Source organism: Bacillus sp. WMMC1349 (genome assembly GCF_013155385.1).
Taxonomy (GTDB): domain Bacteria; phylum Bacillota; class Bacilli; order Bacillales; family Bacillaceae; genus Bacillus.
On the sequence record NZ_JABJUQ010000007.1, the window covers coordinates 1914691 to 1939729 of the forward strand.

The following is a 25039-nucleotide window of genomic DNA, read 5'->3' on the forward strand; positions in this document are numbered from 1 at the left end:
TATAAAAATAGCTTAAATAAATAAGTTAATCTGTCCCTCAGAAGCTTCGCCTAAATACGCTGCGACACCGCCAAATTCAGTACCGTCGATCAACTCTTCTTGTTTAATACCCAATAAATCCATTGTCATTGTACATGCCATCAGCTTAACTCCCTGCTCGTTCGCCAGTTCGATTAATTGCGGCAATGATAGGGCATGGTGCTTCTTTATGACGTGTTTAATCATCTTTGGACCTAAACCAAGCATATTCATTTTTGATAATGGTAGATGATCAGCACTTTTTGGCATCATCCAACCAAACATTTTTTCAATAGCTCGTTTTGCAATTGGTGTTTTAATATTTTCTTTTTTTAAGGTGTTCAGTCCCCAAAATGTAAAAAAGATCGTTACTTCATGGTCATATGCAGCCGCTCCATTTGCAATGATAAATGCTGCCATCGCTTTATCATAATCACCGCTAAACAAGATGATATTGGTTTTTTGGTCTGGCATCTTTTCACCCTCTCTTTCATACCTATACGGGTATATTAATATACATATAGGGGTATGTCAATGTTTTTTTCCTATGAAAACAGGATACGGTTCTTGTTTGGTTCATCACTTATCATCAAAGTGATCAAACGAAAAAAGGCGGCCGATTATTTGGGCAGCCCTAAAGTTTTTAAAAACAACTATACATTAAGTGTTTCTTATGGTTGTTATTAATATTGGAGATAAAAATCAAGTCTCTGCACGATCAGCAACTTTGAAGGTATCACTTTGAGTATCACTTATTGTTGTTATTGCACCAACTGCTATACCCGTTAAAAGAATTGCACAAATAAACATTTCTTTCATAAAGATTCTCCCCTTTCAATTTGGCGCTTCGCTTCATTTGCTTGCCGATAAAACTCAGCTGCTCCCCAAGCATCTGATCGGCTGAACAGAATGTCACCTACCGATTCACCGTAATGCTCTTTTTCAGCATAAAAGTTTTTTTCATTGAAGAAATCGAATGCTTCCCTCACTTTATTTAAATTATCTTCAAGAAACAACCCCTCAACGATTTTTAATTTGGCTAGGATTAATTTATTGTTATCTTTTTCAGCTATATGCTTTGCTTTGTTAAAATAATTCCTTGACCCTATATAGTCTTTTTGTTTTCCTTTGATTGTAAGCAATGAGGTGAAATGCCTTAGCCATATAGTCAAAATTTTGAGGACTGGTTATTTCTAGAGATTTACAAAGGAGAATTACTGATTTTTCGAGTTCTTCCATCTTATGATAACACAAGGCAAAATTATACAGTGAAGAACGAACTAAATGTTCACGGTTTTTTTCTTCTTTACTTAACTTGTTCGCTGATATAAATGCTTTTTCTGCTTTCTGTAGGGCTTTGTCATATTTATGACTGTCTAATAAGTTTCCGAATATTACGAATTGACAACGCACTAATTGAACACCATAAATATTTTTTCCATCCGCTTCGGATTGATCTTTAAATAATCTATATGCTTTCAGCATAGCTCATTGAAAAATGTGTTTGCTTCATATGATAATAAACTTCAGCGATTTTAAAATAAAACTCAGCTTGCTCAAGCATCGCATCTGCCCCTAACTTATCAAGGCATTTTTCTGCTTGTGTATAATATCTTAATGAATGGGTAAATTCCATCTGTCTGAAATAATACATTCCTGAAAAGAAATAATAATAGTACTCAAGCATCCCATTCAGTTTTTTGTTATTCATAGAATCTACAATATGATCATACTTCATATGTAAATCTTCCACGGAGTTAGGAAACAAATATGACATCATCATATTGTGCCTAAATTCTAATAATTGATAATAGAGTAGAGCATCTTGATTTTCTTCCATCTGCTTTATTTCTTTCTCCACTTCTTTTTTAGCACCCTCTGCCCCTGCTGGATCATTCTCTTTCATCCGCTTATACCAAAAGTTCATTTTTACAGCCACTCAGTCGTAAGGAATCACTAAATGATCTTCCAACTATCCCCCTCCCTTTTTCCACATATTTAACATTGTACCATGATATAGGATGTTGAAAATACATTTAAAAGAAATAAACCTGAATAAGAATCACTAGGTTTAGGGAAATATTTAAGAGGAGCTTAACAGAGCCAAAGGCTGACCCCTCTATTTTTTGGGACTACACTTAAAGAATGTCTATTCTTCCTCGTCTTTTTCAACCTCAAATCCCTGAATTTGACCAAGTAACTCCTTTTCACTCTCAGAAGAAAGTAAAAATCCTCCCATCTCTTCATGTGTCGTACAGGTAAACCATTCAATATTGTTTTTTATAAATGTTAAGTCTTCTGGTAATGGTGCTACCCAGTCATATAAGGAGTTCGATAATTGTTGTAGCAATTGACAAGTATCTTGATTTGCCTTAATGACATACACAGTAACAGCTGGACCTCTTGTTATTGTCTGTGCCCATTGGTTTGTTTTATATGTTTCAATCACATGAGATTGAAACTTTTCGAGGACCTCGTGATTGTAGTCGAATTCTTTCATTGTCACAAAGTAAAACTTATCAGAGTGATCACACAATACCTTTATGAAATGTCGATAAGTCTCACCTGTAGGATTTTTCATTAGATGCCAATACTCCATTTTGCAACCTCTTTCATGGGGATTTTTTTAGAGAGAAAAACTATCCGTTCACTACGTATATCTGTATGTTTTATTTTTTTTACAGCATATTTCTACTCCCGAGTATCCGAAATGTTAGGCAATTACTTCAACTGAACATGCTGGCATCAACCACAACTGTTTTTTTACTAGTTGATTTCATCATCTTCCCAATAAAATGATGATCTTTTAGATAAAATAGTAAAAAATATATGAAGGCAGGCGGGATTAAATTGAAGATCACGATCATGACATTCAACATTCACCACGGGAAAGGCATCGATAAGCGGCTTGATCTTGAGAGAATTGCTGATATTATTGCAAAAAGTGATGCTGATATTATCGGTCTGAATGAAGTCGATAAACATTTTTCAAAAAGAAGCGGGTATCAGGATCAAATCAATTACCTTGCAGAACGATTAAAGATGAATCATGCATTTAGTCCGTCATTATCAAAGCCCTCTAAAGATGCCCCCACAGAGAGACAATACGGAAATGGTCTTCTAACCCGTTTTCCAATTATCACAGTAAAGAACCACTTATTAAGTTTTGGTCCAAAGTTTCATGAAGGAAGGTCTGTTCTTGAAACTGTTATGCAAATTGGGGAAAAGCGTCTGTTCATTTTTGTGACACACTTGAGCTTAAATCCTTTTTTCCACCGTAAACAAACAGACTTTATCATTGAAAGAATGAAACAGCTTGATGAGCCGGTCATTGTATTGGGAGATTGGAATATGAATCCGAATTCACGAGGCTGGACAAGGATGGCTGAGAAGCTTGGCGATAGTTGGAATCAGGCTGGAGCTGGTCAAGGTTTCACATACCCGTCACAGCGTCCGAGAAAACGGTTAGATTACATTTTTGCCAGTCCTTGTCTTCATGTAGTACATACTGAAGTGATCAACTTGAATCCTCAAGCTTCCGACCATTTACCAGTCAAGTCTGTTATGATCTTATGAAGGACGGTGTCCTCAGGCTGTCCTTCACTAGTCACTTGAGCCACGGCATTTCAGGAATGAGAGCGGGAGTATTGTAAATATTAGCTCTTAATTTGTCCTTGATTCCAAGCGGATTTTTGTTTAAATCCTTTAAGCTAAAATGAATACTGCCTAAGCCATTCACTGAGCGGTTTAATGCAATCTGTCTCGGATACTCATCAGGATCAGACCAAGCAGAATCGTAATTATTATTAATCTTATAGGCTGCTTGTCCAATATATAAATGAACGGGGTGCCCTTTAACTTCATTTGTCCACCAATCTACTAAAATATGATAGGATGCGGGCGCAAAATTGATGCTCCAATAGATTTGTGGTGCGATATAATCAATGTATTGCTTTTGAATCCAGTCTCTTGTGTCAGCATAAAGATCATCATAGTTTGTTACTCCAGCCTTTGTGTTTGAACCGGTTGGATCATTAGCTATGTTTCGCCAAACACCAAATGGGCTAATTCCAAATTTGACTAACGGTTTTTCTTTCTTGATCATTTCACCTATTTGTTTGACGAGCTGACTGACATTGTCTCTTCGCCAATCAGCAATATTTGAAAAACGGTCTTTACCATATCGTGCAAATGTATCAAGGTCAGGAAAGTCTTTGCCAGCGATTTTATAAGGATAAAAGTAATCATCCATGTGTACGGCATCAATGTGATAATTTTTAACGACTTCTTCGATTCCTGCGATAATAAAATGTTGGACTTCTGGAATACCAGGATTGTAATAAAGCTGATTGCCATATGCGACAACCCAATCAGGGTGTTTTTTCGCGGGATGATCGTTTGAAAGTTTTGCTAAATCTGTATGGTGCATTGTGATACGGAATGAGTTAAACCATGCATGAAATTCAAGGCCTCTACGATGTGTTTCTTCAAGTAAAAACTGAAGCGGGTCATAACCAGGGTCTTTTCCTTGAACACCTGTTAAATATTCTGACCATGGTCCATATACTGAAGGATAAAATGCATCAGCGGTTGGTTTAATTTGAACAACAACAGCGTTCATTCCCATCTCCACTACATCATCCAACAGTTTGATGTACTCTTTTTTTTGTTGTTCGGGTGAGAGACCTTTTTGCGAAGGCCAGTCTAAATTTGTGACAGTGGCGATCCAGACTCCGCGCATTTCTTTGATTTGGCTGTTTTTGCTCATTACACCATCCCCTTTTTTCTACTATGATATGAAGAAAGACCAAGACATATTAGTGTCTTAGCCTTTGGGATGAAAAATTTCTTTGACCTGCTTCATTAAGAATTGGATGAATGTCTCATCTCGAACTAACCATGCCGCATAATGCCGTTTAATAAAATACTCTGCCTCTTCAAATGAGTCGAAGGTTTCTGGGTGTGTGACACCGTTTAACTGGATGTTCCAACCATCTTCACAAGAAAAAAGATAAAAGCGGTCTTCTTCTCTATTTACATAAAGAGAACCAGAGTCAGACGCTTTCAAATTATAAATATTTTTAAAAGCATCGGTTCTAACTGGTTCAAGCTGAAATGGTTCAGAGACATAAAGTTTGAACACTTCATTGGTTAATGGGCATCCGGATGCCTTCGCATGGCCACCTCCGCCAAATGTGGCGGCGATTTCTGAGACATCGATTTGGTCATGGATCGTGCGAAGGCTGACCTTTTTTCCACCCGGATTTAAAATTGCGATATAATCAAGGTGGGGGTTGTCTTTACCAAGTTCATTTCCTACCTCTGAATGATAGTTTTCCGCATAGACAATTCCAACGCAGTGTCCATTAATAAACGTTTGAACGATTTCCCGTCTTTTCCGACGAATGTATCGTTCAATTTTTTCTTCTTCCATATCGAGAATTTTTTCTTCGAATTCATTAAATGAAAACTGTTCGTTTTCTTTTAGACGGCGAATCATTTTTTCTTCAAATTCATCAATGGAAACCATAAAAAACAAATCATTCAACCGTTTTGCCTGAAGATCTTCTGTACGTTCCCATTCCCATGTATCATATTTCCGAACAAGCTCGACAAATTGATCCAATGCCTTCGTTTTTGTAAGTAGGCCGTTCTCAATTAAGTATTCGTAAAAAAGAGAAGTGGCTGATGCAAGTCGTCCATCTTCGTAGTCTACTTTGACGAGTCCCCATGGATACTGATTAAAATGCAGCGCTGTTTTATGGTGATCAATCAGTTTGATTTTGCCGCCTGACTCTGCATAGTCATTCAACCGTTTTTCGTTGTCTTGATGTACAGATAAATCTGTGATAAATAGACCTTCTTGGGTTTTTCGTCTATTTTCAACAGCACTCAAAAACCTTTCCACTTGGATGTCTAAACTTGTTACAGAATTGTAGCGAACGTCCACCTGTTCGCCAAAAGCTATTTTTGCGATAATTCCGCAGCCAACTCCATCTAAATCATTATGTGAATATACATAGTACATGGCACTGTCCACCTCAATTTTGTTGTCTTTCCTCTGTTTTACTATTGTAAAAAAACTGCAAGTTTATGCAAGTCTTAAAAAAAGACAGCTTCCCTTTTCGAGAAGTCTGTCATTGAGAAATGTTCAAATGAGCGGTTAACAGTTTGTGAGCATGTTCAACACGTTCTTCGCTAGGAGGCTCGATTCCTGCTAAAGGATATTCGAGTCCAAGTGCTTCCCATTTGTAGACACCTAACTTATGATAAGGAAGCACCTCGACCTTCTCAACATTTGCAAGTGTTCCAATAAACTGGCCGAGTTCAGCTAAATCTTCATCAATGTCTGAGATCGTGGGAACCAAGACATGACGAATCCAGACAGGTACCTGATGATCGCTCAGAAACCGAGCGAAATCCAAAATATGGTCATTTGGCATTCCTGTCAGTTTCATGTGTTTTTTTCGGTTAATGTGCTTTAAATCAAGTAATACAAGATCCGTATACTGAATCAATTCTTTGATTTGTTCTTGAAACGCTGAAGCATTGGAATAACATCCCCCTGATGAATCAATCGCTGTGTGAATCCCTGTTTTTTTACATTTTTTAAATAACTCTATTAAAAATGGGATCTGTAAAAGGGGCTCGCCTCCACTGACAGTGATTCCTCCGCCAGAGGATTGAAAAAACGGGAGATATGTTTGAATATCATCAACAATTTCTGAAACAGACATTTGTTTTCCTGTTCCGATTTCCCAAGTATCAGCATTATGACAAAATTGGCAACGCAATAAGCATCCTTGTGTAAAAATGATATAACGTATACCCGGTCCATCGACCGTACCGAATGTCTCAATAGAATGAATGTTTCCTTTCATGAGCGTGAGCACCTCTTTGTTTAAAAACGGAGCGTCGGAAAACGCTCCGTTTTATCTATTACATAGATTCGTGGAACGTACGGTTGATGACATCTAGCTGCTGTTCTTTTGTCAACTTAATAAAGTTAACGGCATAGCCTGACACACGAATCGTTAATTGCGGATATTTTTCAGGATGATCCATTGCATCAAGCAATGTTTCTCTGTTAAACACGTTTACATTTAAGTGATGTCCTTCTTTGTGAGCATAGCCGTCAAGAATGCTAGCTAAATTTTGTGCTCTGCTTGCTTCATCTTTTCCTAGCGCTTTTGGTACGATAGAGAACGTGTTAGAAATCCCATCCATTGAATAGCTGTAAGGCAATTTTGCGACTGAAGAAAGGGATGCAAGTGTACCTTTTGAATCACGTCCATGCATCGGATTTGCACCTGGCGCAAATGGTTCACCAGCTCGGCGCCCATCAGGTGTATTGCCTGTTTTCTTACCGTATACAACATTTGATGTTATCGTTAAAATCGACATCGTATGAATGGATTGACGATATGTTTGATGTTTACGCAATTTTTTCATAAAACACTTAACAAGATCAACAGCTATACGATCAACTCTATCATCATTATTTCCGTATTTAGGGAAATCGCCTTCTGTTTCAAAATCAACGGCAAGACCATTTTCATCACGAATGACTTTCACTTTTGCATGTTTGATAGCGCTTAATGAATCAGCGACAACACTTAATCCAGCAATACCTGTTGCCATCGTCCGCATAATTTCAGTGTCATGCAAGGCCATTTCAATTCTTTCATAACTATATTTATCATGCATATAATGTATCACGTTTAGTGTATTAATATACAGACCGGCCAGCCATTCCATAGTTTGATCAAACTTTTGCATGACTTCATCATAGTCTAATACATCGGCAGTGATAGGTGTCATTTCCGGACCGACTTGAAGCTTGTGTTTTTCATCTTTTCCACCATTAATAGCGTAAAGCAGCGCTTTTGCTAAATTGGCACGAGCCCCGAAAAACTGCATTTGTTTACCGATTTCCATTGCAGAAACACAACATGCGATTCCGTAATCATCACCATATTCAGGACGCATAATGTCATCATTTTCATACTGGATGGAGCTTGTCTTAATAGACATCTTTGCACAATAATTTTTAAAGTGTTGTGGAAGTCTGACAGACCAAAGAACAGTTAAATTCGGTTCTGGTGCAGGACCGAGATTATCAAGCGTGTGCAGGAACCGGAAAGAGTTCTTAGTGACAAGCGGACGTCCATCATGTGCCATTCCACCAATTGATTCTGTAACCCAAGTGGGGTCACCGCTAAATAATTCATTGTAATCTGGTGTACGGGCGAATTTGACCAGGCGCAGTTTCATAATAAAATGGTCAACTAGTTCTTGTGCTTCTGTTTCTGTTAATATACCATTTTGTAAATCTCTTTCAATATAAATATCTAAGAAAGTGGACACTCTGCCTAAGCTCATTGCTGCACCATTTTGTTCTTTAATGGCTGCCAAATATCCGAAATAGAGCCATTGGAATGCTTCAGCAGCATGATTGGCTGGTTCTGAAATATCAAAGCCATAGCTTGCAGCTAATGTTTTTAATTCAGTCAATGCACGAATTTGTTCAGAAAGTTCTTCACGAAGGCGGATGTTTTCTTCAGACATAATCGGTGTTGTACCAGCTAAGTCTTTTTTCTTTTCTTGAATTAAGAAATCTACACCATAAAGAGCGACGCGGCGGTAATCACCAATGATACGTCCACGGCCGTAAGCATCAGGTAAACCTGTGATGATCCCAACTTTTCTAGCAAGTCTCATTTCATCCGTATATGCATCAAAAACCCCTTGGTTGTGTGTTTTACGATATTCTGTGAAAATTCTTTCGACTTCTGGATCAAGCTCATACCCATAAGACTCACAGGATTGCTTTGCCATACGAATTCCGCCAAAAGGTTGAAGTGAACGTTTGAATGGTTCATCTGTTTGGACACCGACTACTTTTTCAAGTTCTTTATTCAAAAACCCAGGATCGTGGGATGTAATTGTGGAAACGTTTTCAGTATCCATATCAAGAACACCGCCATTTTCCCTTTCCTTTTTCGTTAAATCCATTACTTGGTCCCATAATTTTGTGGTAGATTCGGTTGGAGATTCTAAAAATGATTCGTCTCCCTCATATGGATGGAAGTTGCTTAAAATAAAATCGCGGACATTTACCTCTTTTTGCCATACGTTTGTTTTAAAATCATTCCATTGTTTCATTTTTATCCACCTCTTTTTATTGTTAAAAAACTTGTATAACAGATTATGCATTTACATCATAATATTAATATAACAGATTTGAATGTGAAAAAGATCACATAATTTGTGAAAATCGTAACAAATTTAAGGACTTTTTATGAATTAAAGCGATTACAAAGTTGGTTTTTATGTGTAAAAATAAGGATATTACAAAAATCTGTACTATAATAATCTAAAATCCATACCAAACTGTTATACAAAAACAAGCACCTAATATATGTCATTTGGTGGATAAAAAAGCCGGAAAAATGCCGGCTTCCTTCACTTTTAACTAAGTCCGACTGACTTTGTTTCGTTTCCGAATTTCTCCAAGGTGCTTTTTAAGACATAACGTCCTGCGGGAAGCAACGGAAATTTATAACAACCAGTTGGATCGACAGGTTTTGTTTGAAGTAAAACACCTGATTGGTCATAAAGATGAATATAATGCTGCTGGTTTGTTAATTGTTTTCTCAGTTCCTCATGAATTCCCCCTGATAATGTAAAACTTGGTTCAACGGACTTGATCGTTTTGAACTGGCTGAGTATTTCTCGTTCTATATGTTGTTTATCTTGCACTGGACGGTTTTTTGTTTGTTGATACAATTTTTCAATTGATTTAATATGACGATCGATATCCCAATATTTAATCGCTTTCCTCAATGCCTGTTTTCCTATTTGTGAGCGGATCGAGTTGTGATCTAGCAGATACCGTAGTTTTTCTGCTAGTGCTTCGCTATCAGCTGACGGAACGATCAAACCATCAGCTCCATCTGTAATGATTTCTTTAATACCGCCAACATTTGTGGCGATAACAGGTTTTGCGGAAAACTGTCCTTCCAGTATGGCGAGTGGAAATGTGTCATGTAATGAAGGTAAGACAATAATATCACTTTTATTCATGAGATGTGGAATATCATTTCGTTTTCCAAAAAAAGAAATGATAGAGCTAATTCCGAGATTGTTTGCTAATTGTTGAAGTGCGGTACGATCTGGTCCCTCTCCTGCTAGGAGACAACGGAAATCTTCCCTTTCTTGACTTAGTTTCCAGAGCGCTTTTAATAAGTAACGGTGGCCTTTTATGGGAACCAGTCTTGCAGGACAAAGAATCCTTTTTTTGTCTTCACCTGTTTGCGAGATCTTGCTTATCATAAATGGCTCTTTGTTTATTCCATAAGGAATAATCTTAATGATCGACGGTGTGACACCGATTTTGATTAACTGCTTTTTGAGCCAGTCACATGGAACGGCAACAATATCGCCTGACATCGCCCCTGCATATTCTTCAGTTTTCATGTATTGTTGTTCTTGACGGCTTTTCGCGTAAAACTCTTTTGTTATTTTTGATTCATGATATTTGAAGTTATGAAGCGACACAATTAATGGTGTATGGGAAGGTTTGGAAAGGGCAATTGCTCTTGCTGTCATAAAATCATGACAGTGAATCAGATCATATTCGTTTAAGTCAAGTTGTTTAATCGCTTTTTCCAAACTAAGGCGCTCCATTTCACGCCAGAAGATCCAGAGCGGATACTTAGTCGAATAAGATGTCTGAAAACGATCAATCAGAGTGTTTTTGATCTTGTACTTATTGATTTTTTGCTGATTGGCAATCTGGATGTTCAGCCAGTCCTTGTCATGGGATAACAAATCGACAGTGTGCCCTTTGTCTTGTAACATTTTCCGTAGTGTATCGATATAAATGGATGGACCATTTGAATGTGGAGAGTATCGATAATATACAAACAATAGTTTCATATATTTCCCCCTTGCCTGTCGGTCAGTTAGAAACCAATCTCTTATCATTATATGGCCAGTATTGAAAATAGTACGTCAGAATAAACGGATTTTATAAATGAAGTTAGTGGACTCAAAAAGAATTCCACTAACTTGGATTGTGTGTCATAGAGATATTTATTGAGCTGCTAAGATTTCAACTAGTTTGTCTTCAATGTCTTTGCCTTTGTCTTCATCTATTAGTTGATTTAAGATGATGGAGAAAATCAGAGTTTTACCGCTTTTCGTATCGACATAGCCTGATAATGAGCTGACAGTTGCAAGAGAGCCTGTTTTTGCTCTTACTTTCCCTTTCACAAGCGGATTTTTCAACCGATTTCGTAATGTTCCGCCCACCATTCTGTCGCTCTTTCCCCCAACTGGCAATGAATGAATAAAAGTGGAAAACCATTTTTCGCCTTGAGCAATATACAATAGTTTTGTGATTTGATCTGCAGAAACTGAATTAATATGCGAGATTCCAGATCCATCTCTCAAAAGTAATTGCTTTGTATCAAGCCCTAATCTATCTAGTGTTGTGTTTAACACTTCAAGACCTTTTTCCCAGCTGCCTTCATGTTTGACCGTCTTTCCCATTTCTTTGACTAATGTTTCGGCATGACCGTTATTGCTCAGTTTCATGAAAGGAATCATAAGCTTTGCAAGCGGTATCGATTGATGAACGGTAATCTGTTTTGCTTTCTTCGGTGTAATGCCAATCTTTTGTTTTCCGATCAGGCGAATACCTTGTTGGTGAAGAGCTTGTTTAAATAAATCAAGTGCATAGTGGGAAGGTTCCCATAGTGCGACCCATTTTCTTATTTTTGCAGTCTCTTTAGGAATCGTTCCATTCATTTCAATCATATTAGTTCCATGCAATCTTTCTATGTTGATTTTTTTCTTTTCTTTAGTTGTGCCGGTTTTAGCATTGTTAATGATCTTGACTTTATCTGTTTGCGGCTGAAATGTGACTTTCGGTTTTTGACCTGCCAGTCTGCCAGGACTTATTTCTAAAATAACAGTCCCAGCATCATAATCTTCATTTGGGGAAGCAGTTAAAGCAGAGACTTGGGCTCCATAATATTCGTCTTCATCATCCCAGGTAAGATCAGCAGAATAGCGGACATCATCATACCATGAGTCATCCCCAATGAGATTTCCAAAGATGGTTGTTATTCCTTTTTTGCGAATCTTTTCAGCTATTCGTTTGAAATCAGCTGCTAACAGAGTTGGATCACCTTTTCCTTTTAAGTAAAGATCTCCTTTTAGACTGTTACCGATCTGACGTCCGTCAGATAAAACCTCTGTCTGAAATGAATAATCTTCCCCTAACACAGAAAGAGCAGCCGCAGCTGTTAAAATCTTCAAGTTTGAGGCAGGTCTAAGACGGACATCTCCCAGATGATTGTATAAAATTTCACCGGATGAAGCAGATCTAATGCTGATTCCGACAAGCGTTCCTTGTAAAAGAGGATCATGTTTTAGAAGTGGATCTATTTGATCTGATATTTTATTGTTAGTTGCTGAGGCGGGTTTATCCTTATGTATACCAGAAACAAGCGCAAAAACAAACAACATGCAGATGCATAAACTAGCTTTAAAATGTTTGGTCATCCCATTTCCCATCCTTTTTCCTATGTTGTCGTAATTTATGTCAAAAACGAGATTTGTATACTTGTTTTTGATTAGGATTGTTGTTGTCATGGTCAACAGCAAATGCGAATATCACTTTAAACATATATAAACACAGTAAACAAGAGAGAATAGCGGGAAGTAATTGGAATAAGAGAAGAATGCATATACTGGAAGTCACCAAAAAAGCAGCTATGGTTCTTTGTCCTGGATGTTTTACCAAATGATTAACAAGCAGTGCAGATGTGATGGTATATCCCCAAACAGAAAGGCATATCCAGATATAGGGAACAAAGAGAAAGCCTAACACGATTGGTTGAAGATGAATTGAAATAAAAATAAGCCGGACTTTAGCATTTTGTTGATAGTAATGATTGGTTGATGATGTGAAATTTGCAAGCACCCCTCCTGTAATATCAAACGCTAATATGGCAAGCAGCATACTTTTCCAAACATCAAGATGAAGCCATTGCGAAGATGTCACAGTTAAAATCAATGCAGACATTCCAATTCCAAACAAAAGTGTTAAACATAAATCTAACAAAAAAATTTTTTTGCCAAAAAACTCGTGAAGTATTGCCGGTACTTTTAACATTTTCATTGTTCTCATCCTCTCTATCTAACTAACATGTTAGTTCATTTTGAAATATGTCATGGAGCCGTCAAATTTAAGGCATAAAAAAACACCACTTATCGTTTAAAATGATAATAAGTGGTGCATGATTTAACTAATTAATAAACTAAACTGAAAAGACCTTTAATATGTGATAAATAACGGACATTGCTTGCTTCTTTCATTAAAGAAGCAGGCATACCTTTAAGAGATGTTGCGTTTGCACCGATAAGAGCGACTGCATCTTTACGTCCAAGACTTGCAAGTGTCCCGGAGTTTACAGGATTGAATGATTCTAATGATTTATTTTCTAAATATGCATATAGATTATAGCCAATTAACTCACCCATTTGCCATGCAATTTGTGCTGTTGGCGGGTATGGACGATCATTGGGACCAAAGACAACAGCGCTGTCTCCTGCAACAAATACATTTTCATGAGATGTAGATTGAAGAAAATCATTAACTGTCGCACGTCCGCGATTGACTTCAAGTCCTGATTGGCCAACAAGAGGGTTTCCTTGGACACCACCTGTCCAGACAAACGTATTCGTAACAATTGTTTGACCGTCTTTCAATTCAACAGTATTTCCTGTGACATTTGTAACAGGCAGACCTGTTAAGAATTCTACACCGCGTTTTTCAAGGCTCGCTGTTGCACGTTCAATCAGTTCATCAGGAAGAACCGGCAGAATTTTAGGACCTGCTTCAACCAATTTCAACTTGATTTCTTTAGGGTCTACACCATGACTTTTTGCAAGGTTAGGTAAGATATCAGCAAGTTCACCGACAAGTTCAACACCTGTTAAGCCGCCGCCTCCAATTAAAATCGTTGCATCAGCTTCATTTTTTGTTTTAGAGTACTCGCGCACTCGTTCTTCAACATGTTGAAAGATCTTGTTCGCATCATTTGCCGATTTCAGCACCATACTGTTTTCTTCAAGTCCAGGAATACCAAAGTAGGCTGTTACAGAACCAAGTCCGACAACAAGTGCATCATATGTTAAAGAAGTGCCATCAGAAAGTGAAACTTCTTTTTGATCAGCTGAAAAAGAAGTGACTTTTGCAATTTTCAGATCGATATCTTTTCCTTTAAAAAGTTTTGTAAGCGGCATAGCGATCGCTTTTTCGGACACATTTCCAGCCGCAAGGCGATGCAATTCTGTAATAATTTGGTGAGTTGGGTATTGGTTAACTACCGTAATTTTTGCTTGTTCTTTGTTGTAATATTTACGAACTGTTAATGCAGATAATAATCCGCCGTATCCAGCGCCTAAAATGACAATATGTTTTGACATCATGTATCCTCCGTCCTTATTGTAAATGTATTCTGAAGGTTATTGTTGTTTTTGATTTTCGCGCTCTGACAAGATTTGCAGATAAGATTGGGCAAAGCGGAACATTTTTTGTGCTTGTGGATCTTTTAGCATTCTTAACAAACCAAATAGACCGATCACCTCATTGTTTTGCTCTGCGCGGTCTTTTGCTTCAATTGCTGTCTGTGCGATATCTTTTGCCTTATCTTTTACCGGCTCAAGTATTTCAGTAATGGCACCAACAGTATCATTTTTTAATACCTCATCAGTTGCAACTGATTGTGCAAAATCATAAGATTTTGTTAAAATGTTTACCAGTTCAGTCAGCTTTGGTAGCTGATCAACTAAAACGGTTAAAGATTCTTGTACTTCGGGCTTTAACAGCTGATCAATGAGATCACGTTGGCTTTGATTGACAGATTCTTTTGTTTGATCAATTGTTTCCGGCATAACAAATTCTCCTTTACGATAAAAAATATGCTGTTCTTTTGAAGGTAAGCTAGTTTGTGAATTTTTGCACAAACTATGCCATGCGCCTTCTTATTTTTTTGCTGTTTTCAGTTCACTAAAAACTTGCAAGCTATTTTACTATTAAATGATAACATTTTTTGAACAAAAAATGAACGCGATTGTTTAGAAAATGTAATAAAATTATTAAATCCTTGATTTATAAGGGGTGTTTAATTCCTTTTATTCCCTTAATTGTGACATTTGCAATGACTTCCCCCTTTTTTTAGTTCCTTTCGGTAAGGCAGGAGAAAACATTATTAGCATAATATAATAAATATATTAGTTTACATAATATATTTATGGTATATAAATAAGATGGTTAATCTTCATCTTTTACATCTGGATCTTCAGGAATTGGTTCGCGAAGTATTGCTTCAATTAACTCTTTATACTTTTCCATTTGTTCTAAGTGAGTATTAAACTGCTCTTTGTAGATTAAATACTGCTCTCCATCATGAATGAAGCGGATTTTCTTCTCGTTCATGAGCTGTTTGATATAGGCTTCTGTGGCTGATAAATATTGTGCTGTTTCTTTAATTGTTAAATACATCGTTTGATTTCCCTTTCTAGTTGCTGTCGGCTCAAATCCCGGCAGCTGTCTGATGTTTTATGAAGGATTTGTTGTTATACATCTTTTCTTTTTGTTCTAATGTTGTCTTTCGCTTTTAAACGTATGTTATTTTTTCGAAAAAACATTCTGCTCGAAAGTAAGAATCTTTAAATGAAAGATGCAGTTGATTGAGAGTACAAGCAAATAACAATCGGATCTGTTCAACATGACTGGATAGTCTCATTTATTTTCAATTTCTAAAACAGATTATACATTCTATTATACTTATTTCAAAATGGAGCTCAATGAAACCAACCTCTGGATTTCATGCAAATTCAATTCAGTTACATTCATCGGATTCCCTCACCCTACAGAAAGACGGTGGTGGTATCACAACGTCTTAGCAACCTTTTTCATGATTGCTGCATGTTTATGCTTCCCTTGTTGTCTTATATTAAAAAGAAATAAACCTTCCTTTGAGTGTGTGAAATTCGTAGGGAAGGTATCTCCTTTGAGCTGAGCCGGTCCTTTGAGGGGACTGGACTCAACTGTAGCAGCATTTACAAAACCTTATCTTTCTAAAAAACAAGGATATTTTCTAAGTAGATCATTCCTATCCCATTTCATTCTTTGGTGATCACTTTGTCGAATGACCCAATTTAAAACGACAATGACTTTGATAAGTACGAGTGTGTTGAATAAAACAAGAGAGTAGAAGACAGCTTTAAACGATGAAAACCTACATGGAAAATATAGATCGGTCAAAAGTCGATGACTGCCCGTATCCATATCAAATGTCAAAGAAGAAGTCTTACAGGTAGAAAATTGACTTCTTCTAAGTTCTCTTCGGTTACGGTATCTAGCTCCCTTGAACCTTGTGCCATCAGTTCCGAGCTGATCATGCCATTTTGGTAGACGTTTAGCTATTAAAAGATAAAATGCTAATGTGTTGAAAGCCGAGTCATTTCATCATACACATCTGGGTTTTCCAATGTCGATAAGTCGCCTGAAGGCTCATTTAAATATGCACTACGAATCAGTCTTCTCATGATTTTAGCATTTCTTGTTTTAGGAAGACCGCTGACGAAATATAATTCTTTAGGTTTGATTGCTTTTCCCATCATGTTGCAGACAAGTTCTAACAGGTCATTCTTTAATTGTTCTTGGGAGAGCTCTGTTTGTTTAAGAACAATGAAGCAGACAACTGCCTGCCCTTTTATATGATCAGGAATACCGATCACACCGGCTTCGACCACAGCCGGATGGCTTACTAAAACCGATTCGATTTCTGCTGGACCGATTCTTTTCCCAGCCACATTGATCACATCATCAGAACGTCCGTTAATTGTCCAGTATCCATTTTCATCCCTTTTGACCCAATCACCGTGCACCCAAACATTTTTAAAGCGGTTCCAATATGTTTTTTCATATCGGTCTGGTTCATTCCAAAACCCATCTGTCATGCCGACCCACGGTTTTGTCAGCACAAGCTCACCAACTTCGTTTATGATTTCTTTTCCAGCTTCATTAAACACATTGGCAGCCATTCCCGGCAAGGGCGAATTAAAGGTCATTGGCGTAATCGGTAGAAGCAGAACATTTCCTAATATACCACCTGATATTTCTGTTCCCCCTGAATAATTAACGATGGGCAGTTTTCCTTTTCCAACGTGCTCAAAAATCCACAACCATGGCTCAAGGTTCCATGGTTCACCTGTAGAAGCGATCACTTTGAGACTGTTTAGTTCAGGAAAATCTTCACCATACTGCATCAACGAGCGGATCAGTGTTGGTGAGACACCAAGGTGTGTAACATGATGGCGATGAACAAGTTTCCAGAGTCGATCATGTTCGGGAAAATCTGGTGCTCCATCATACAATAAAATGGATGCACCATTTATTAAACCGCCAAAAATTAAAAATGGTCCCATCATCCAACCGATATCTGTAAACCAAAAAAACGTATCACCTTGTTTAACATTCATACCAAATCCGGCATCAAATGCAGCTTTAATCGGAAAACCGGCATGGGTATGCACCGTACCTTTCGGAGTGCCTGTTGTTCCAGATGTGTAAAGTAACATGAGAGGATCAGTGCTTTCCATTACTTCCGTTTTCTCTAGCGGTTTGTTCTTTAGCAGTTCTTCCCAATTGATATCTAGCTGTTCATTCCATGGTGTTTTAATATCATGAAGTTTGTAAACAATGACTTTTTCGATAGATTCCGCCATTTTCACAGTCTTATCTACTTCGCTTTTCATGTTGACCATGTTGCCTCTTCTTAAAAAGCCATTGGCGGTAACAATCATTTTAGCTTTAGCAGCCTTTAATCTGATAGCTGCTGCATGGGCACCATAGCCAGAAAAAATCGGTAATACAACCGCTCCAAGTTTAGCGGCCGCAAGCATCGCGATCACGGTTTCGGGGAGCATTGGCATATAGATGGCAATGACATCCCCTTTAACAATTCCCAGTTTTTTAAATCCTTGGGCTACTCTTGAAATAACTTCATGTAATGCTGAAAAAGAAATCTGTTTCGTTTGACCAGCTTCACTTTCCCAAATGATCGCTGTCTGTTTGGCGGTTTCTTGATGAGACGCCCATTTTTCGACTGCATTATATACAATATTTAAGCGGCCGTCCGTAAACCATCTTGGCCACTTGATGCCGCGATCAATATTTAGCGTTTCGTTGTATCGCTTGTACCAGCTGATGCCTAGCGCTTTTTCAGCTTCTTCCCAAAACCAGGCGATATCATCTGTAGCGGCTTTGAGAAAATCGGTATATTCGGAGAAACCGAGGGATTTCATCCATTGGAACAGCCTGGTTGATTGAATGAATTTTGAGTCAGGTTGCCAAACTGCTTTTTCAGTCATCATGCTCCTCCTTTTTTGTTTTTTCATTAGACTGGATATACAGGATGCTTTCTTTCAGTAAAGATCATTGATTTTCCGGCATAGGCTGAAAGCCGTTTGCTTAGTTCTGTACGTAAGGAGTTGGCAGGAATGATAGCGTCGACAATCATTTCAGAAGCGAGCCTATAAATATCGATGTCTTTTTGATACGCCTCACGCTTTTCGGTAATGAATATGGCTCGTTCTTCCTCGGGCAATTCTTTAATCTTATTGGCATAAACAGCATTAACTGCGGCCTCAGGTCCCATCACAGCAATCTGCGCTGTCGGCAAGGCCAGGCAGCAATCTGGTTCAAAGGCTGGTCCTGCCATGGCATATAATCCAGCACCATATGCTTTTCTAATAATGACAGACAGTTTTGGAACGGTTGCTTCTGCCATTGCTGAAATCATTTTCGCTCCGTGCCTGATAATTCCTGCACGTTCCACTTTTGTACCAATCATAAATCCGGGAATGTCTGCTAAAAAAAGCAGTGGGATATGATATGCGTCACATAAATTGATAAATTTTGCCGCTTTATCTGCAGAATCATGAAAGAGAACACCGCCTTTTACCATCGGCTGATTTGCGATGATGCCAATTGGCTGTCCTTGAAGCCTCGCCAGTCCGGTAATCAGTTCAGGAGCAAACATTTTTTTTATTTCAAAAAACGAATCTTCATCAATCAGGCGGTAGATAAAATCCATCATTTGAAATGGTGCATTTTGATTTTTCGGAATGATGTCTTCTAATGGTGTTTCATACGTTTTTGGAGGTTTTGTTTCACAGACTGGAGCTTTTTCAGTATAATTCGTTGGAAAATAAGCCAGATAGCGGCGTGCCGCAAAAATCGCTTCTTCCTCAGTTTTAGCGAGAATGTCTCCACACCCCGAGACAGAGCAATGCATTCTTGCACCACCCATCTCTTCGAGTGAGACTTTTTCCCCAATCACCATTTCAGCCATGCGTGGAGATCCTAAATACATCGAGGCGTTTCCTTCGACCATGATAACAATATCGCAAAAAGCCGGAATATAGGCACCTCCCGCAGCAGAAGGGCCAAACAATAAGCAGACTTGAGGAACACGCCCGGATAATTTCACTTGGTTATAAAAAATTCGGCCTGCTCCTCTTCGACCTGGAAACATGTCGACTTGATCAGTGATTCTGGCACCGGCTGAATCAACTAAATAAAACATTGGGCAATTTAACTTTTCGGCAGTCTCTTGAATACGAATAATTTTTTCAACAGTCCGTGCCCCCCATGAACCGGCTTTAACAGTTGAATCATTGGCCATAACACAAACTGTTTTCCCTCCGATTTGACCGATTCCTGTTACGACTCCATCCGCTGGTAATCCGTCAGAAAGACAATTGGCAAAGGATGCATCTTCAAGTTGAAGATCGTTGTCAAGGAGCAGTTCCAGACGGTCTCTGACAAACATTTTTCCTTTTTTTTCATTAGCGTCATGATATTTTTCTGCTCCGCCCTTCAATATCTTGCTCATCTGTTTGTTCAGTTCTTTTTCAGCTGACATCGGTTTCTCCTCTCCTTTTCAATCTCATTCTCCTTTATATTGAGGCTTTCGCTTTTCTAAAAAAGCTCTCAGTCCTTCTGTTCGATCAGCTGTTGGAATGGTCAGTTCGTATGCTTTTTGCTCGATGGAAAGTCCTGTTGCAAGATCTATTTCGAGCCCTTTGTTGATGGCGAATTTTGCTTGTCTAATCGCAATCGGACCGTTTTCAGCAATTTTTTGTGCGATATTTTCTGTTTTTTCTTTTAGTTCTTGTGATGGGACGACATATTCGACAAGCTGAAGATCTTTTGCCTCTTTTGCTCGGAGGCGATTACCGGTAAAAATCATTTCCTTTGCTTTTCCTCTACCGATTAAACGTGGTAAGCGCTGCGTCCCGCCTGCCCCCGGAATAATGGCTAATGTTGTTTCTGGAAGGCCAAGCTCGATATGGTTAGCGGCCATTCTAATGTCACAAGCTAATGCCAGTTCAAGGCCACCTCCTATAGCACTACCGTTTAATGATGCGATAACAGGCTGAGGTAATTCTTCGATCTCCTTCATCACGTCTTGGATGAGGGAGACCGTCTGTTTTGTTTCCACATGGTTCATGTGTGCTCTTTCTTTTAAATCAGCACCTGCACAAAACACTTTTTCTCCTGTTCCCGTTATGATGACACAGCGGATAGCTGAGTTGGATTTGATGCTGTTGAGATAGCGGTGAAGATCTTCAAGAAGAGATGTTGATAGAGAATTGGCGGCATGCGGTCTGTTTAGTGTTAAGGTGGCAATTGATTTATAAATAGAAAAAAGAATGTTTGGTGCCACTCATCATACCTCCGTTTCTTTATGAAAAACAGTCTAATGATTTGGCTGCCTGCAAATTATGGCTTGGCAGCTGTCTACCTGTCTTTTCTTCGATCCACTTGGCAGCGAACAATAGCTTGCCAAGCTCAACTCCTGTTTGAATACCCATTTGGGCACACATATAAATCAGATCATCTGTTGCAGCATTGCCTGAAGAGCCAGGTGCATATGGACAACCACCTAGTCCGCCACATGCTCCATCAAATGATGTGATTCCCATATTCATCGCTGTGATGATGTTGGCTAGTGCCATGCCCCTCGTATTATGAAAGTGGAGAGCGATTTTTTCTTTCGGAAAGCGAGTTAACAATGTTTCCAAGATAAGCTCTACTTGTACGGGATTAGCGGCACCGATTGTGTCCCCGAGGGAAAGTTCATCAATTCCCATCTCAAAAAGAGTTTCAGAGATGCGAACGATTTGTTCTAGTGACACGTTCTTTTCATAAGGACAGCCAAAAACGGTGGATAAATAGGCTCTTGTTGTAAGCTTGGCTCCGGTCGCTTCAGTGATCACTTCTTTTAGAATTGGAAGTGTCTCACTGATTGGTTTATTAATGTTTTTTTGATTGTGCGTTTCACTCGCTGACATAAATACTGCCGCTTCGTCAATATTTCCTGAGATCGCTCGTTCAAGCCCTTTTCGGTTGGGAACAAGTGCAGCATATGTCACACCGGGCTGGCGTTTGATTCCTTTAGCAACATCAAGTGCATCTCGAAGAGGTGGAATCCATTTAGGGTGAACAAATGATGTGATTTCAATATAGGAAAGTCCTGTCACAGAAAGCATATCGATCCAGGAGATCTTATCACTCGTACTGAGCAGGACCTGTTCATTTTGCAGACCGTCCCGCGGCCCGACCTCTTTGATGGAGACTTTTTTTGGAACATTCATCTGTTTGCCTCCTAGCATGATTGAAGCTCTAATAATACATCACCTTCATCAGCAAACTCCCCCTCCTTTTTTTTAACCTCAATCACAGTCCCACTTGTCTCAGCAATGATGGGAATCTCCATTTTCATAGATTCTAAAATCGCAACTTCTTGCCCTTTTTCAACTTGATCACCCTTATCTACTAGTATTTTCCATACATTTCCTGCCATATTGATGACAACAGTATTCATAAAGCGCCTCCTTTCTTTTTTATTTCAAGAGATGCTGTTGGACAAAGTTCGTGTGGACACCACCTTTTTGAAAGTCTGGTGATCGTACAATCTCTTCAAGCAGAGGAATGTTTGTTTTAATTCCTGCCACTTTATATTGCGCGAGTGCCTTTGTTAAAGTTTGAATCGTCTCTTGTCTGCTTTTTCCTTTGACAATCATTTTAGAGATCATGGGGTCGTAATATGGAGTGATCTTCATTCCGGTGGATATCGCACACTCATGGCGGGTATTTGGGTGTTCAGGCAGGTTGAGTTCAGTGATGGTTCCTGGTGATGGAAAAAACGTCTTTGGATCTTCAGCGTAGATTCTGACTTCAATTGCATGACCATCTCGCTTAATATCATCTTGTGAGAAAGTGAGCGGCTTGCCCAAGGCTGCATAAAGTTGTTCCTCTACAAGATCAAGACCTGTAATTTCTTCTGTGACTGGGTGTTCGACTTGCAAACGGGTGTTCATTTCAAGAAAATAAAAACGGTTGTTTGAATCGACTAAAAACTCGATCGTTCCGACATTGGTATAGCCGATCGATTGTGCCGCTTTTACAGCAGTTTCTCCAAGTTTTATTTTTATGTTTTCATCTAATAATGGAGCTGGGGCTTCTTCAATGATTTTTTGCTGTCGTCTTTGAATTGAACAGTCACGTTCCCAAAGGTAAACTCCTTTTCCATATTGATCTACTAATATTTGAATTTCGATATGGCGAGCCTGCTCAATATATTTTTCGATATACATAGAACCATCACCAAAAAAATCGGCAGCTCGTTTTCGGTTCCCTTCATAAGCTTTTTTCAATTCGTTTTCATTATGAACAAGCTGCATACCGATCCCTCCCCCGCCAAAAGAAGCTTTTAGCATGACGGGATAGCCAATCATATGTGCAACCTTGATCGCATCCTCTAGATTGGATAAGCTTTCGGTTACGCCTGGAACAACTGGAACTCCGGCTTGTTCCATCGCTTTTCTCGCTGCAATTTTGTCCCCCATTTTTGCGATCACATCTGATGATGGTCCAATAAATGAAATATTTTCTTGATGGCATCTTTCAGCAAATTGGGGATTTTCTGAAAGCAGTCCATAACCCGGATGGATGGCGTCTGCACCTGCTTGTTTTGCTGTTTTGATGATCTTTTCAATACTTAAATAGCTTTCATTGACATGCGGTTTTCCAATCAGCCATGCTTCATCAGCCATTTTGACATGTAATGACTCAGCATCTGCTTCAGAGTAAACAGCTACTGTTTGAACACCAAGCTTTTTGCAAGTTCGAATAATACGAAGAGCAATTTCGCCGCGATTAGCAATCAGTATTTTTTTATACAAAAAGTCTCCCCCTTTCATGTTAGTCACCGACGAAAGATAAAATTACAATTGAAAATATTTTATTGCTTGTTCTCTTAACTTGAATTTTTGTATTTTCCCAGATGCTGTCATCGGAAAGTCGTTAACAAATGCGATATGACGCGGAATTTTATAGCGGGCGATTTTTCCTTTACAATAATCTAGTAATTCTTGGGTCGTTAATGATTCCCCGCTTTTCACTTTTACCCATGCGGAAACTTCTTCACCAAGTGTTTTATCAGGTACACCGATAACCTGGACATCAAGAATTTTCGGATGCTGATATAAAAATTCTTCAATCTCCCTTGGATAAATATTTTCGCCTCCTCTGATAATCATATCTTTTAATCTTCCAGTTATTTTGCAGTAGCCATCTTCATCCATGACAGCTAAGTCACCTGTATGAAGAAACCCATCCTCATCGATAACTTGAGCCGTTGCTTGAGAATTTTTATAGTAGCCTTTCATAACATGATAGCCTCGTGTACACAGTTCACCTTGTGTTCCCTTTTTAACTTCTTGGTTTGTTCCTGGTTGTGTAATTTTCACTTCGATATTTGGAAGAGCGCGACCAACAGTTTCAACTTTTCTTCTAAAAGAATCATCAAATCTTGTTTGGGTAATCACTGGTGAAGCCTCTGTTTGCCCATAAGCAATCGTGATTTCAGACATCCCCATCTTTTCAATCACTTCCTTCATCACTTCAACTGGACAGATAGAGCCTGCCATGATTCCTGTTCTTAAAGAGGATAGATCGAACAATTCAAAATCTTTTTCACTCAGTTCTGTGATAAACATCGTTGGAACACCGTGAAGCACAGTGCATTTTTCCATTTCAACCGTCTGGAGTACAGTTTTCGGATTAAATTCTTGAACGGGTACCATTGTGGCTCCGACAGTTACACATACTAAATTTCCGAGTACACAGCCAAAACAATGAAAAAAAGGGACGGGTATACACATTCGATCTATTGTTGTTAAGTTCAAACATTCTGCAATATTGATAGCATTGTTAACCAAGTTATAATGGGTGAGCATGACCCCTTTTGGAAAACCGGTTGTTCCCGACGTATACTGGATATTGATCACATCATGTTGATCAAGGCTTTCCATTCTTTCTTCAAGCTCTTGTTCACTTATGTCATCAGCAAGCTTAGTCAAATCATCCCACAGATACATGCCAGAATGTTTGTTTTTTCCTATCATGATCACATTTTTTAATAAAGGTAGTGTGCTAGATTGAAGATCACCAGCTGCGGAGTTTTTCAATTCTGGAACCACATCATCAAGAATTTTAGTAAAAGAAGTGGTTTTATAAGATTCCATTAAGATGAGTGTGGTTGAATCAGAATGTTTAAGGATATATTCAAGTTCTGATGATTGATGATTTGTATTGACGGTGACAAGCACCGCGCCAATTTTCGCTGCAGCAAATTGTGTTAAGAGCCATTCTGGTGTATTCGAAGCCCAGATGGCAACATGTTCGCCTTTTTTAATACCTAATTTCATCAATCCTTTTGCCGTTCTACGGCACAGTTGATCAAATTGTTTGTATGTCATGTTGAGGCCGCGGTCGGGGTAGACAACGGCTTCATGATCAGGTATCTGGTTCGCTGTTTGTTCTAACAGTTCTCCAATCGTCAAATGAATCCGTTCTGCCACTTGT

Annotated in this window: 21 protein-coding genes and 1 pseudogene; 1 reads left to right on the plus strand and 21 read right to left on the minus strand. The window is 38.7% G+C overall.

Going from position 1 to position 25039, the window contains the following annotated elements; all coding sequences use genetic code 11:
- Positions 1-12 precede the first annotated feature (12 nt).
- The 4 genes from HOO54_RS12185 to HOO54_RS12195 all read right to left on the minus strand — a co-directional run bounded on the left by HOO54_RS12185 (position 13) and on the right by HOO54_RS12195 (position 2617).
- Positions 13-492: a DsrE/DsrF/DrsH-like family protein gene (locus HOO54_RS12185; protein WP_172295587.1), complete on the minus strand. Its 480-nt coding sequence runs from the start codon at positions 490-492 to the stop codon at positions 13-15.
- A gap of 341 nt (positions 493-833) precedes the next feature.
- On the minus strand, positions 834-1160 hold the full coding sequence (locus HOO54_RS24315; RefSeq protein ID WP_253907666.1) for a hypothetical protein: 327 nt from the start codon (positions 1158-1160) through the stop codon (positions 834-836).
- A 326-nt stretch (positions 1161-1486) separates the two neighbouring features.
- Positions 1487-1945: a response regulator aspartate phosphatase gene (locus HOO54_RS24320; RefSeq protein ID WP_253907667.1), complete on the minus strand. Its 459-nt coding sequence runs from the start codon at positions 1943-1945 to the stop codon at positions 1487-1489.
- A 222-nt stretch (positions 1946-2167) separates the two neighbouring features.
- On the minus strand, positions 2168-2617 hold the full coding sequence (locus HOO54_RS12195) for a hypothetical protein (RefSeq protein ID WP_172295589.1): 450 nt from the start codon (positions 2615-2617) through the stop codon (positions 2168-2170).
- Between the two features lie 251 nt (positions 2618-2868).
- Between HOO54_RS12195 and HOO54_RS12200 the strand changes: the two genes are divergently transcribed.
- On the plus strand, positions 2869-3594 hold the full coding sequence (locus HOO54_RS12200; protein ID WP_253907668.1) for an endonuclease/exonuclease/phosphatase family protein: 726 nt from the start codon (positions 2869-2871) through the stop codon (positions 3592-3594).
- 37 nt (positions 3595-3631) lie between these two features.
- Here the strand turns inward: HOO54_RS12200 and HOO54_RS12205 are convergent.
- The 17 genes and pseudogenes from HOO54_RS12205 to HOO54_RS12285 form a co-directional block, all read right to left on the minus strand.
- Positions 3632-4762, minus strand: a pseudogene (locus HOO54_RS12205) (glycoside hydrolase family 10-like protein); the annotation flags it as partial.
- An 81-nt stretch (positions 4763-4843) separates the two neighbouring features.
- Positions 4844-6046, minus strand: a complete 1203-nt coding sequence (locus HOO54_RS12210) for a DHH family phosphoesterase (RefSeq protein WP_172295595.1) — start codon at positions 6044-6046, stop codon at positions 4844-4846.
- Positions 6047-6155: 109 nt separating this feature from the next.
- Positions 6156-6899 carry a pyruvate formate-lyase-activating protein gene (gene pflA / locus HOO54_RS12215; protein ID WP_172295597.1) on the minus strand — a complete coding sequence of 248 codons (744 nt, stop codon included), beginning with the start codon at positions 6897-6899 and terminating at the stop codon, positions 6156-6158.
- Positions 6900-6957: 58 nt separating this feature from the next.
- A complete protein-coding gene (gene pflB / locus HOO54_RS12220) occupies positions 6958-9183 on the minus strand; it encodes a formate C-acetyltransferase (protein ID WP_172295599.1) in 2226 nt (741 codons plus the stop codon).
- Between the two features lie 306 nt (positions 9184-9489).
- The gene (locus HOO54_RS12225) at positions 9490-10959 is read right to left on the minus strand and encodes a glycosyltransferase family 4 protein (protein ID WP_172295601.1); all 1470 of its coding nucleotides are present in this window, start codon (positions 10957-10959) and stop codon (positions 9490-9492) included.
- Between the two features lie 156 nt (positions 10960-11115).
- Positions 11116-12591 (minus strand): D-alanyl-D-alanine carboxypeptidase/D-alanyl-D-alanine endopeptidase, encoded by a 1476-nt coding sequence (gene dacB / locus HOO54_RS12230; RefSeq protein ID WP_172295603.1) that lies wholly within the window; start codon positions 12589-12591, stop codon positions 11116-11118.
- A gap of 40 nt (positions 12592-12631) precedes the next feature.
- Entirely contained in the window at positions 12632-13210 is a 579-nt protein-coding gene (locus tag HOO54_RS12235) for a hypothetical protein (protein ID WP_172295605.1), read from the minus strand.
- Positions 13211-13341: 131 nt separating this feature from the next.
- On the minus strand, positions 13342-14520 hold the full coding sequence (locus tag HOO54_RS12240; RefSeq protein WP_172295607.1) for an NAD(P)/FAD-dependent oxidoreductase: 1179 nt from the start codon (positions 14518-14520) through the stop codon (positions 13342-13344).
- 39 nt (positions 14521-14559) lie between these two features.
- A complete protein-coding gene (locus tag HOO54_RS12245) occupies positions 14560-14988 on the minus strand; it encodes a DUF1641 domain-containing protein (RefSeq protein WP_172295609.1) in 429 nt (142 codons plus the stop codon).
- A 379-nt stretch (positions 14989-15367) separates the two neighbouring features.
- Entirely contained in the window at positions 15368-15598 is a 231-nt protein-coding gene (locus HOO54_RS12250; protein WP_172295611.1) for an excisionase family DNA-binding protein, read from the minus strand.
- A gap of 941 nt (positions 15599-16539) precedes the next feature.
- Positions 16540-18474 carry an AMP-binding protein gene (locus HOO54_RS12255; RefSeq protein ID WP_172295613.1) on the minus strand — a complete coding sequence of 645 codons (1935 nt, stop codon included), beginning with the start codon at positions 18472-18474 and terminating at the stop codon, positions 16540-16542.
- A gap of 26 nt (positions 18475-18500) precedes the next feature.
- Positions 18501-20030, minus strand: a complete 1530-nt coding sequence (locus tag HOO54_RS12260; RefSeq protein ID WP_172295615.1) for an acyl-CoA carboxylase subunit beta — start codon at positions 20028-20030, stop codon at positions 18501-18503.
- Between the two features lie 24 nt (positions 20031-20054).
- Positions 20055-20834, minus strand: a complete 780-nt coding sequence (locus HOO54_RS12265) for an enoyl-CoA hydratase (protein ID WP_172295617.1) — start codon at positions 20832-20834, stop codon at positions 20055-20057.
- A 19-nt stretch (positions 20835-20853) separates the two neighbouring features.
- On the minus strand, positions 20854-21765 hold the full coding sequence (locus HOO54_RS12270) for a hydroxymethylglutaryl-CoA lyase (RefSeq protein WP_172295619.1): 912 nt from the start codon (positions 21763-21765) through the stop codon (positions 20854-20856).
- 11 nt (positions 21766-21776) lie between these two features.
- Positions 21777-21995 (minus strand): acetyl-CoA carboxylase biotin carboxyl carrier protein subunit, encoded by a 219-nt coding sequence (locus HOO54_RS12275; RefSeq protein ID WP_172295621.1) that lies wholly within the window; start codon positions 21993-21995, stop codon positions 21777-21779.
- A 19-nt stretch (positions 21996-22014) separates the two neighbouring features.
- On the minus strand, positions 22015-23355 hold the full coding sequence (locus HOO54_RS12280) for an acetyl-CoA carboxylase biotin carboxylase subunit (RefSeq protein ID WP_172295623.1): 1341 nt from the start codon (positions 23353-23355) through the stop codon (positions 22015-22017).
- Positions 23356-23397: 42 nt separating this feature from the next.
- Positions 23398-25035, minus strand: a complete 1638-nt coding sequence (locus tag HOO54_RS12285) for an AMP-binding protein (protein WP_172295625.1) — start codon at positions 25033-25035, stop codon at positions 23398-23400.
- Positions 25036-25039: the final 4 nt, after the last annotated feature.

What these genes read in the sequence shown, in the direction of transcription:
- HOO54_RS12185 (WP_172295587.1), bottom strand. Translation starts at nt 492, where the DNA reads ATGCCAGACCAAAAAACCAATATCATCTTGTTTAGCGGTGATTATGAT.
- HOO54_RS24320 (WP_253907667.1), bottom strand. Translation starts at nt 1,945, where the DNA reads ATGAACTTTTGGTATAAGCGGATGAAAGAGAATGATCCAGCAGGGGCA.
- HOO54_RS12195 (WP_172295589.1), bottom strand. Translation starts at nt 2,617, where the DNA reads ATGGAGTATTGGCATCTAATGAAAAATCCTACAGGTGAGACTTATCGA.
- HOO54_RS12210 (WP_172295595.1), bottom strand. Translation starts at nt 6,046, where the DNA reads ATGTACTATGTATATTCACATAATGATTTAGATGGAGTTGGCTGCGGA.
- pflA (WP_172295597.1), bottom strand. Translation starts at nt 6,899, where the DNA reads ATGAAAGGAAACATTCATTCTATTGAGACATTCGGTACGGTCGATGGA.
- pflB (WP_172295599.1), bottom strand. Translation starts at nt 9,183, where the DNA reads ATGAAACAATGGAATGATTTTAAAACAAACGTATGGCAAAAAGAGGTA.
- HOO54_RS12225 (WP_172295601.1), bottom strand. Translation starts at nt 10,959, where the DNA reads ATGAAACTATTGTTTGTATATTATCGATACTCTCCACATTCAAATGGT.
- dacB (WP_172295603.1), bottom strand. Translation starts at nt 12,591, where the DNA reads ATGACCAAACATTTTAAAGCTAGTTTATGCATCTGCATGTTGTTTGTT.
- HOO54_RS12235 (WP_172295605.1), bottom strand. Translation starts at nt 13,210, where the DNA reads ATGAAAATGTTAAAAGTACCGGCAATACTTCACGAGTTTTTTGGCAAA.
- HOO54_RS12240 (WP_172295607.1), bottom strand. Translation starts at nt 14,520, where the DNA reads ATGTCAAAACATATTGTCATTTTAGGCGCTGGATACGGCGGATTATTA.
- HOO54_RS12245 (WP_172295609.1), bottom strand. Translation starts at nt 14,988, where the DNA reads ATGCCGGAAACAATTGATCAAACAAAAGAATCTGTCAATCAAAGCCAA.
- HOO54_RS12250 (WP_172295611.1), bottom strand. Translation starts at nt 15,598, where the DNA reads ATGTATTTAACAATTAAAGAAACAGCACAATATTTATCAGCCACAGAA.
- HOO54_RS12255 (WP_172295613.1), bottom strand. Translation starts at nt 18,474, where the DNA reads ATGACTGAAAAAGCAGTTTGGCAACCTGACTCAAAATTCATTCAATCA.
- HOO54_RS12260 (WP_172295615.1), bottom strand. Translation starts at nt 20,030, where the DNA reads ATGTCAGCTGAAAAAGAACTGAACAAACAGATGAGCAAGATATTGAAG.
- HOO54_RS12270 (WP_172295619.1), bottom strand. Translation starts at nt 21,765, where the DNA reads ATGAATGTTCCAAAAAAAGTCTCCATCAAAGAGGTCGGGCCGCGGGAC.
- HOO54_RS12275 (WP_172295621.1), bottom strand. Translation starts at nt 21,995, where the DNA reads ATGAATACTGTTGTCATCAATATGGCAGGAAATGTATGGAAAATACTA.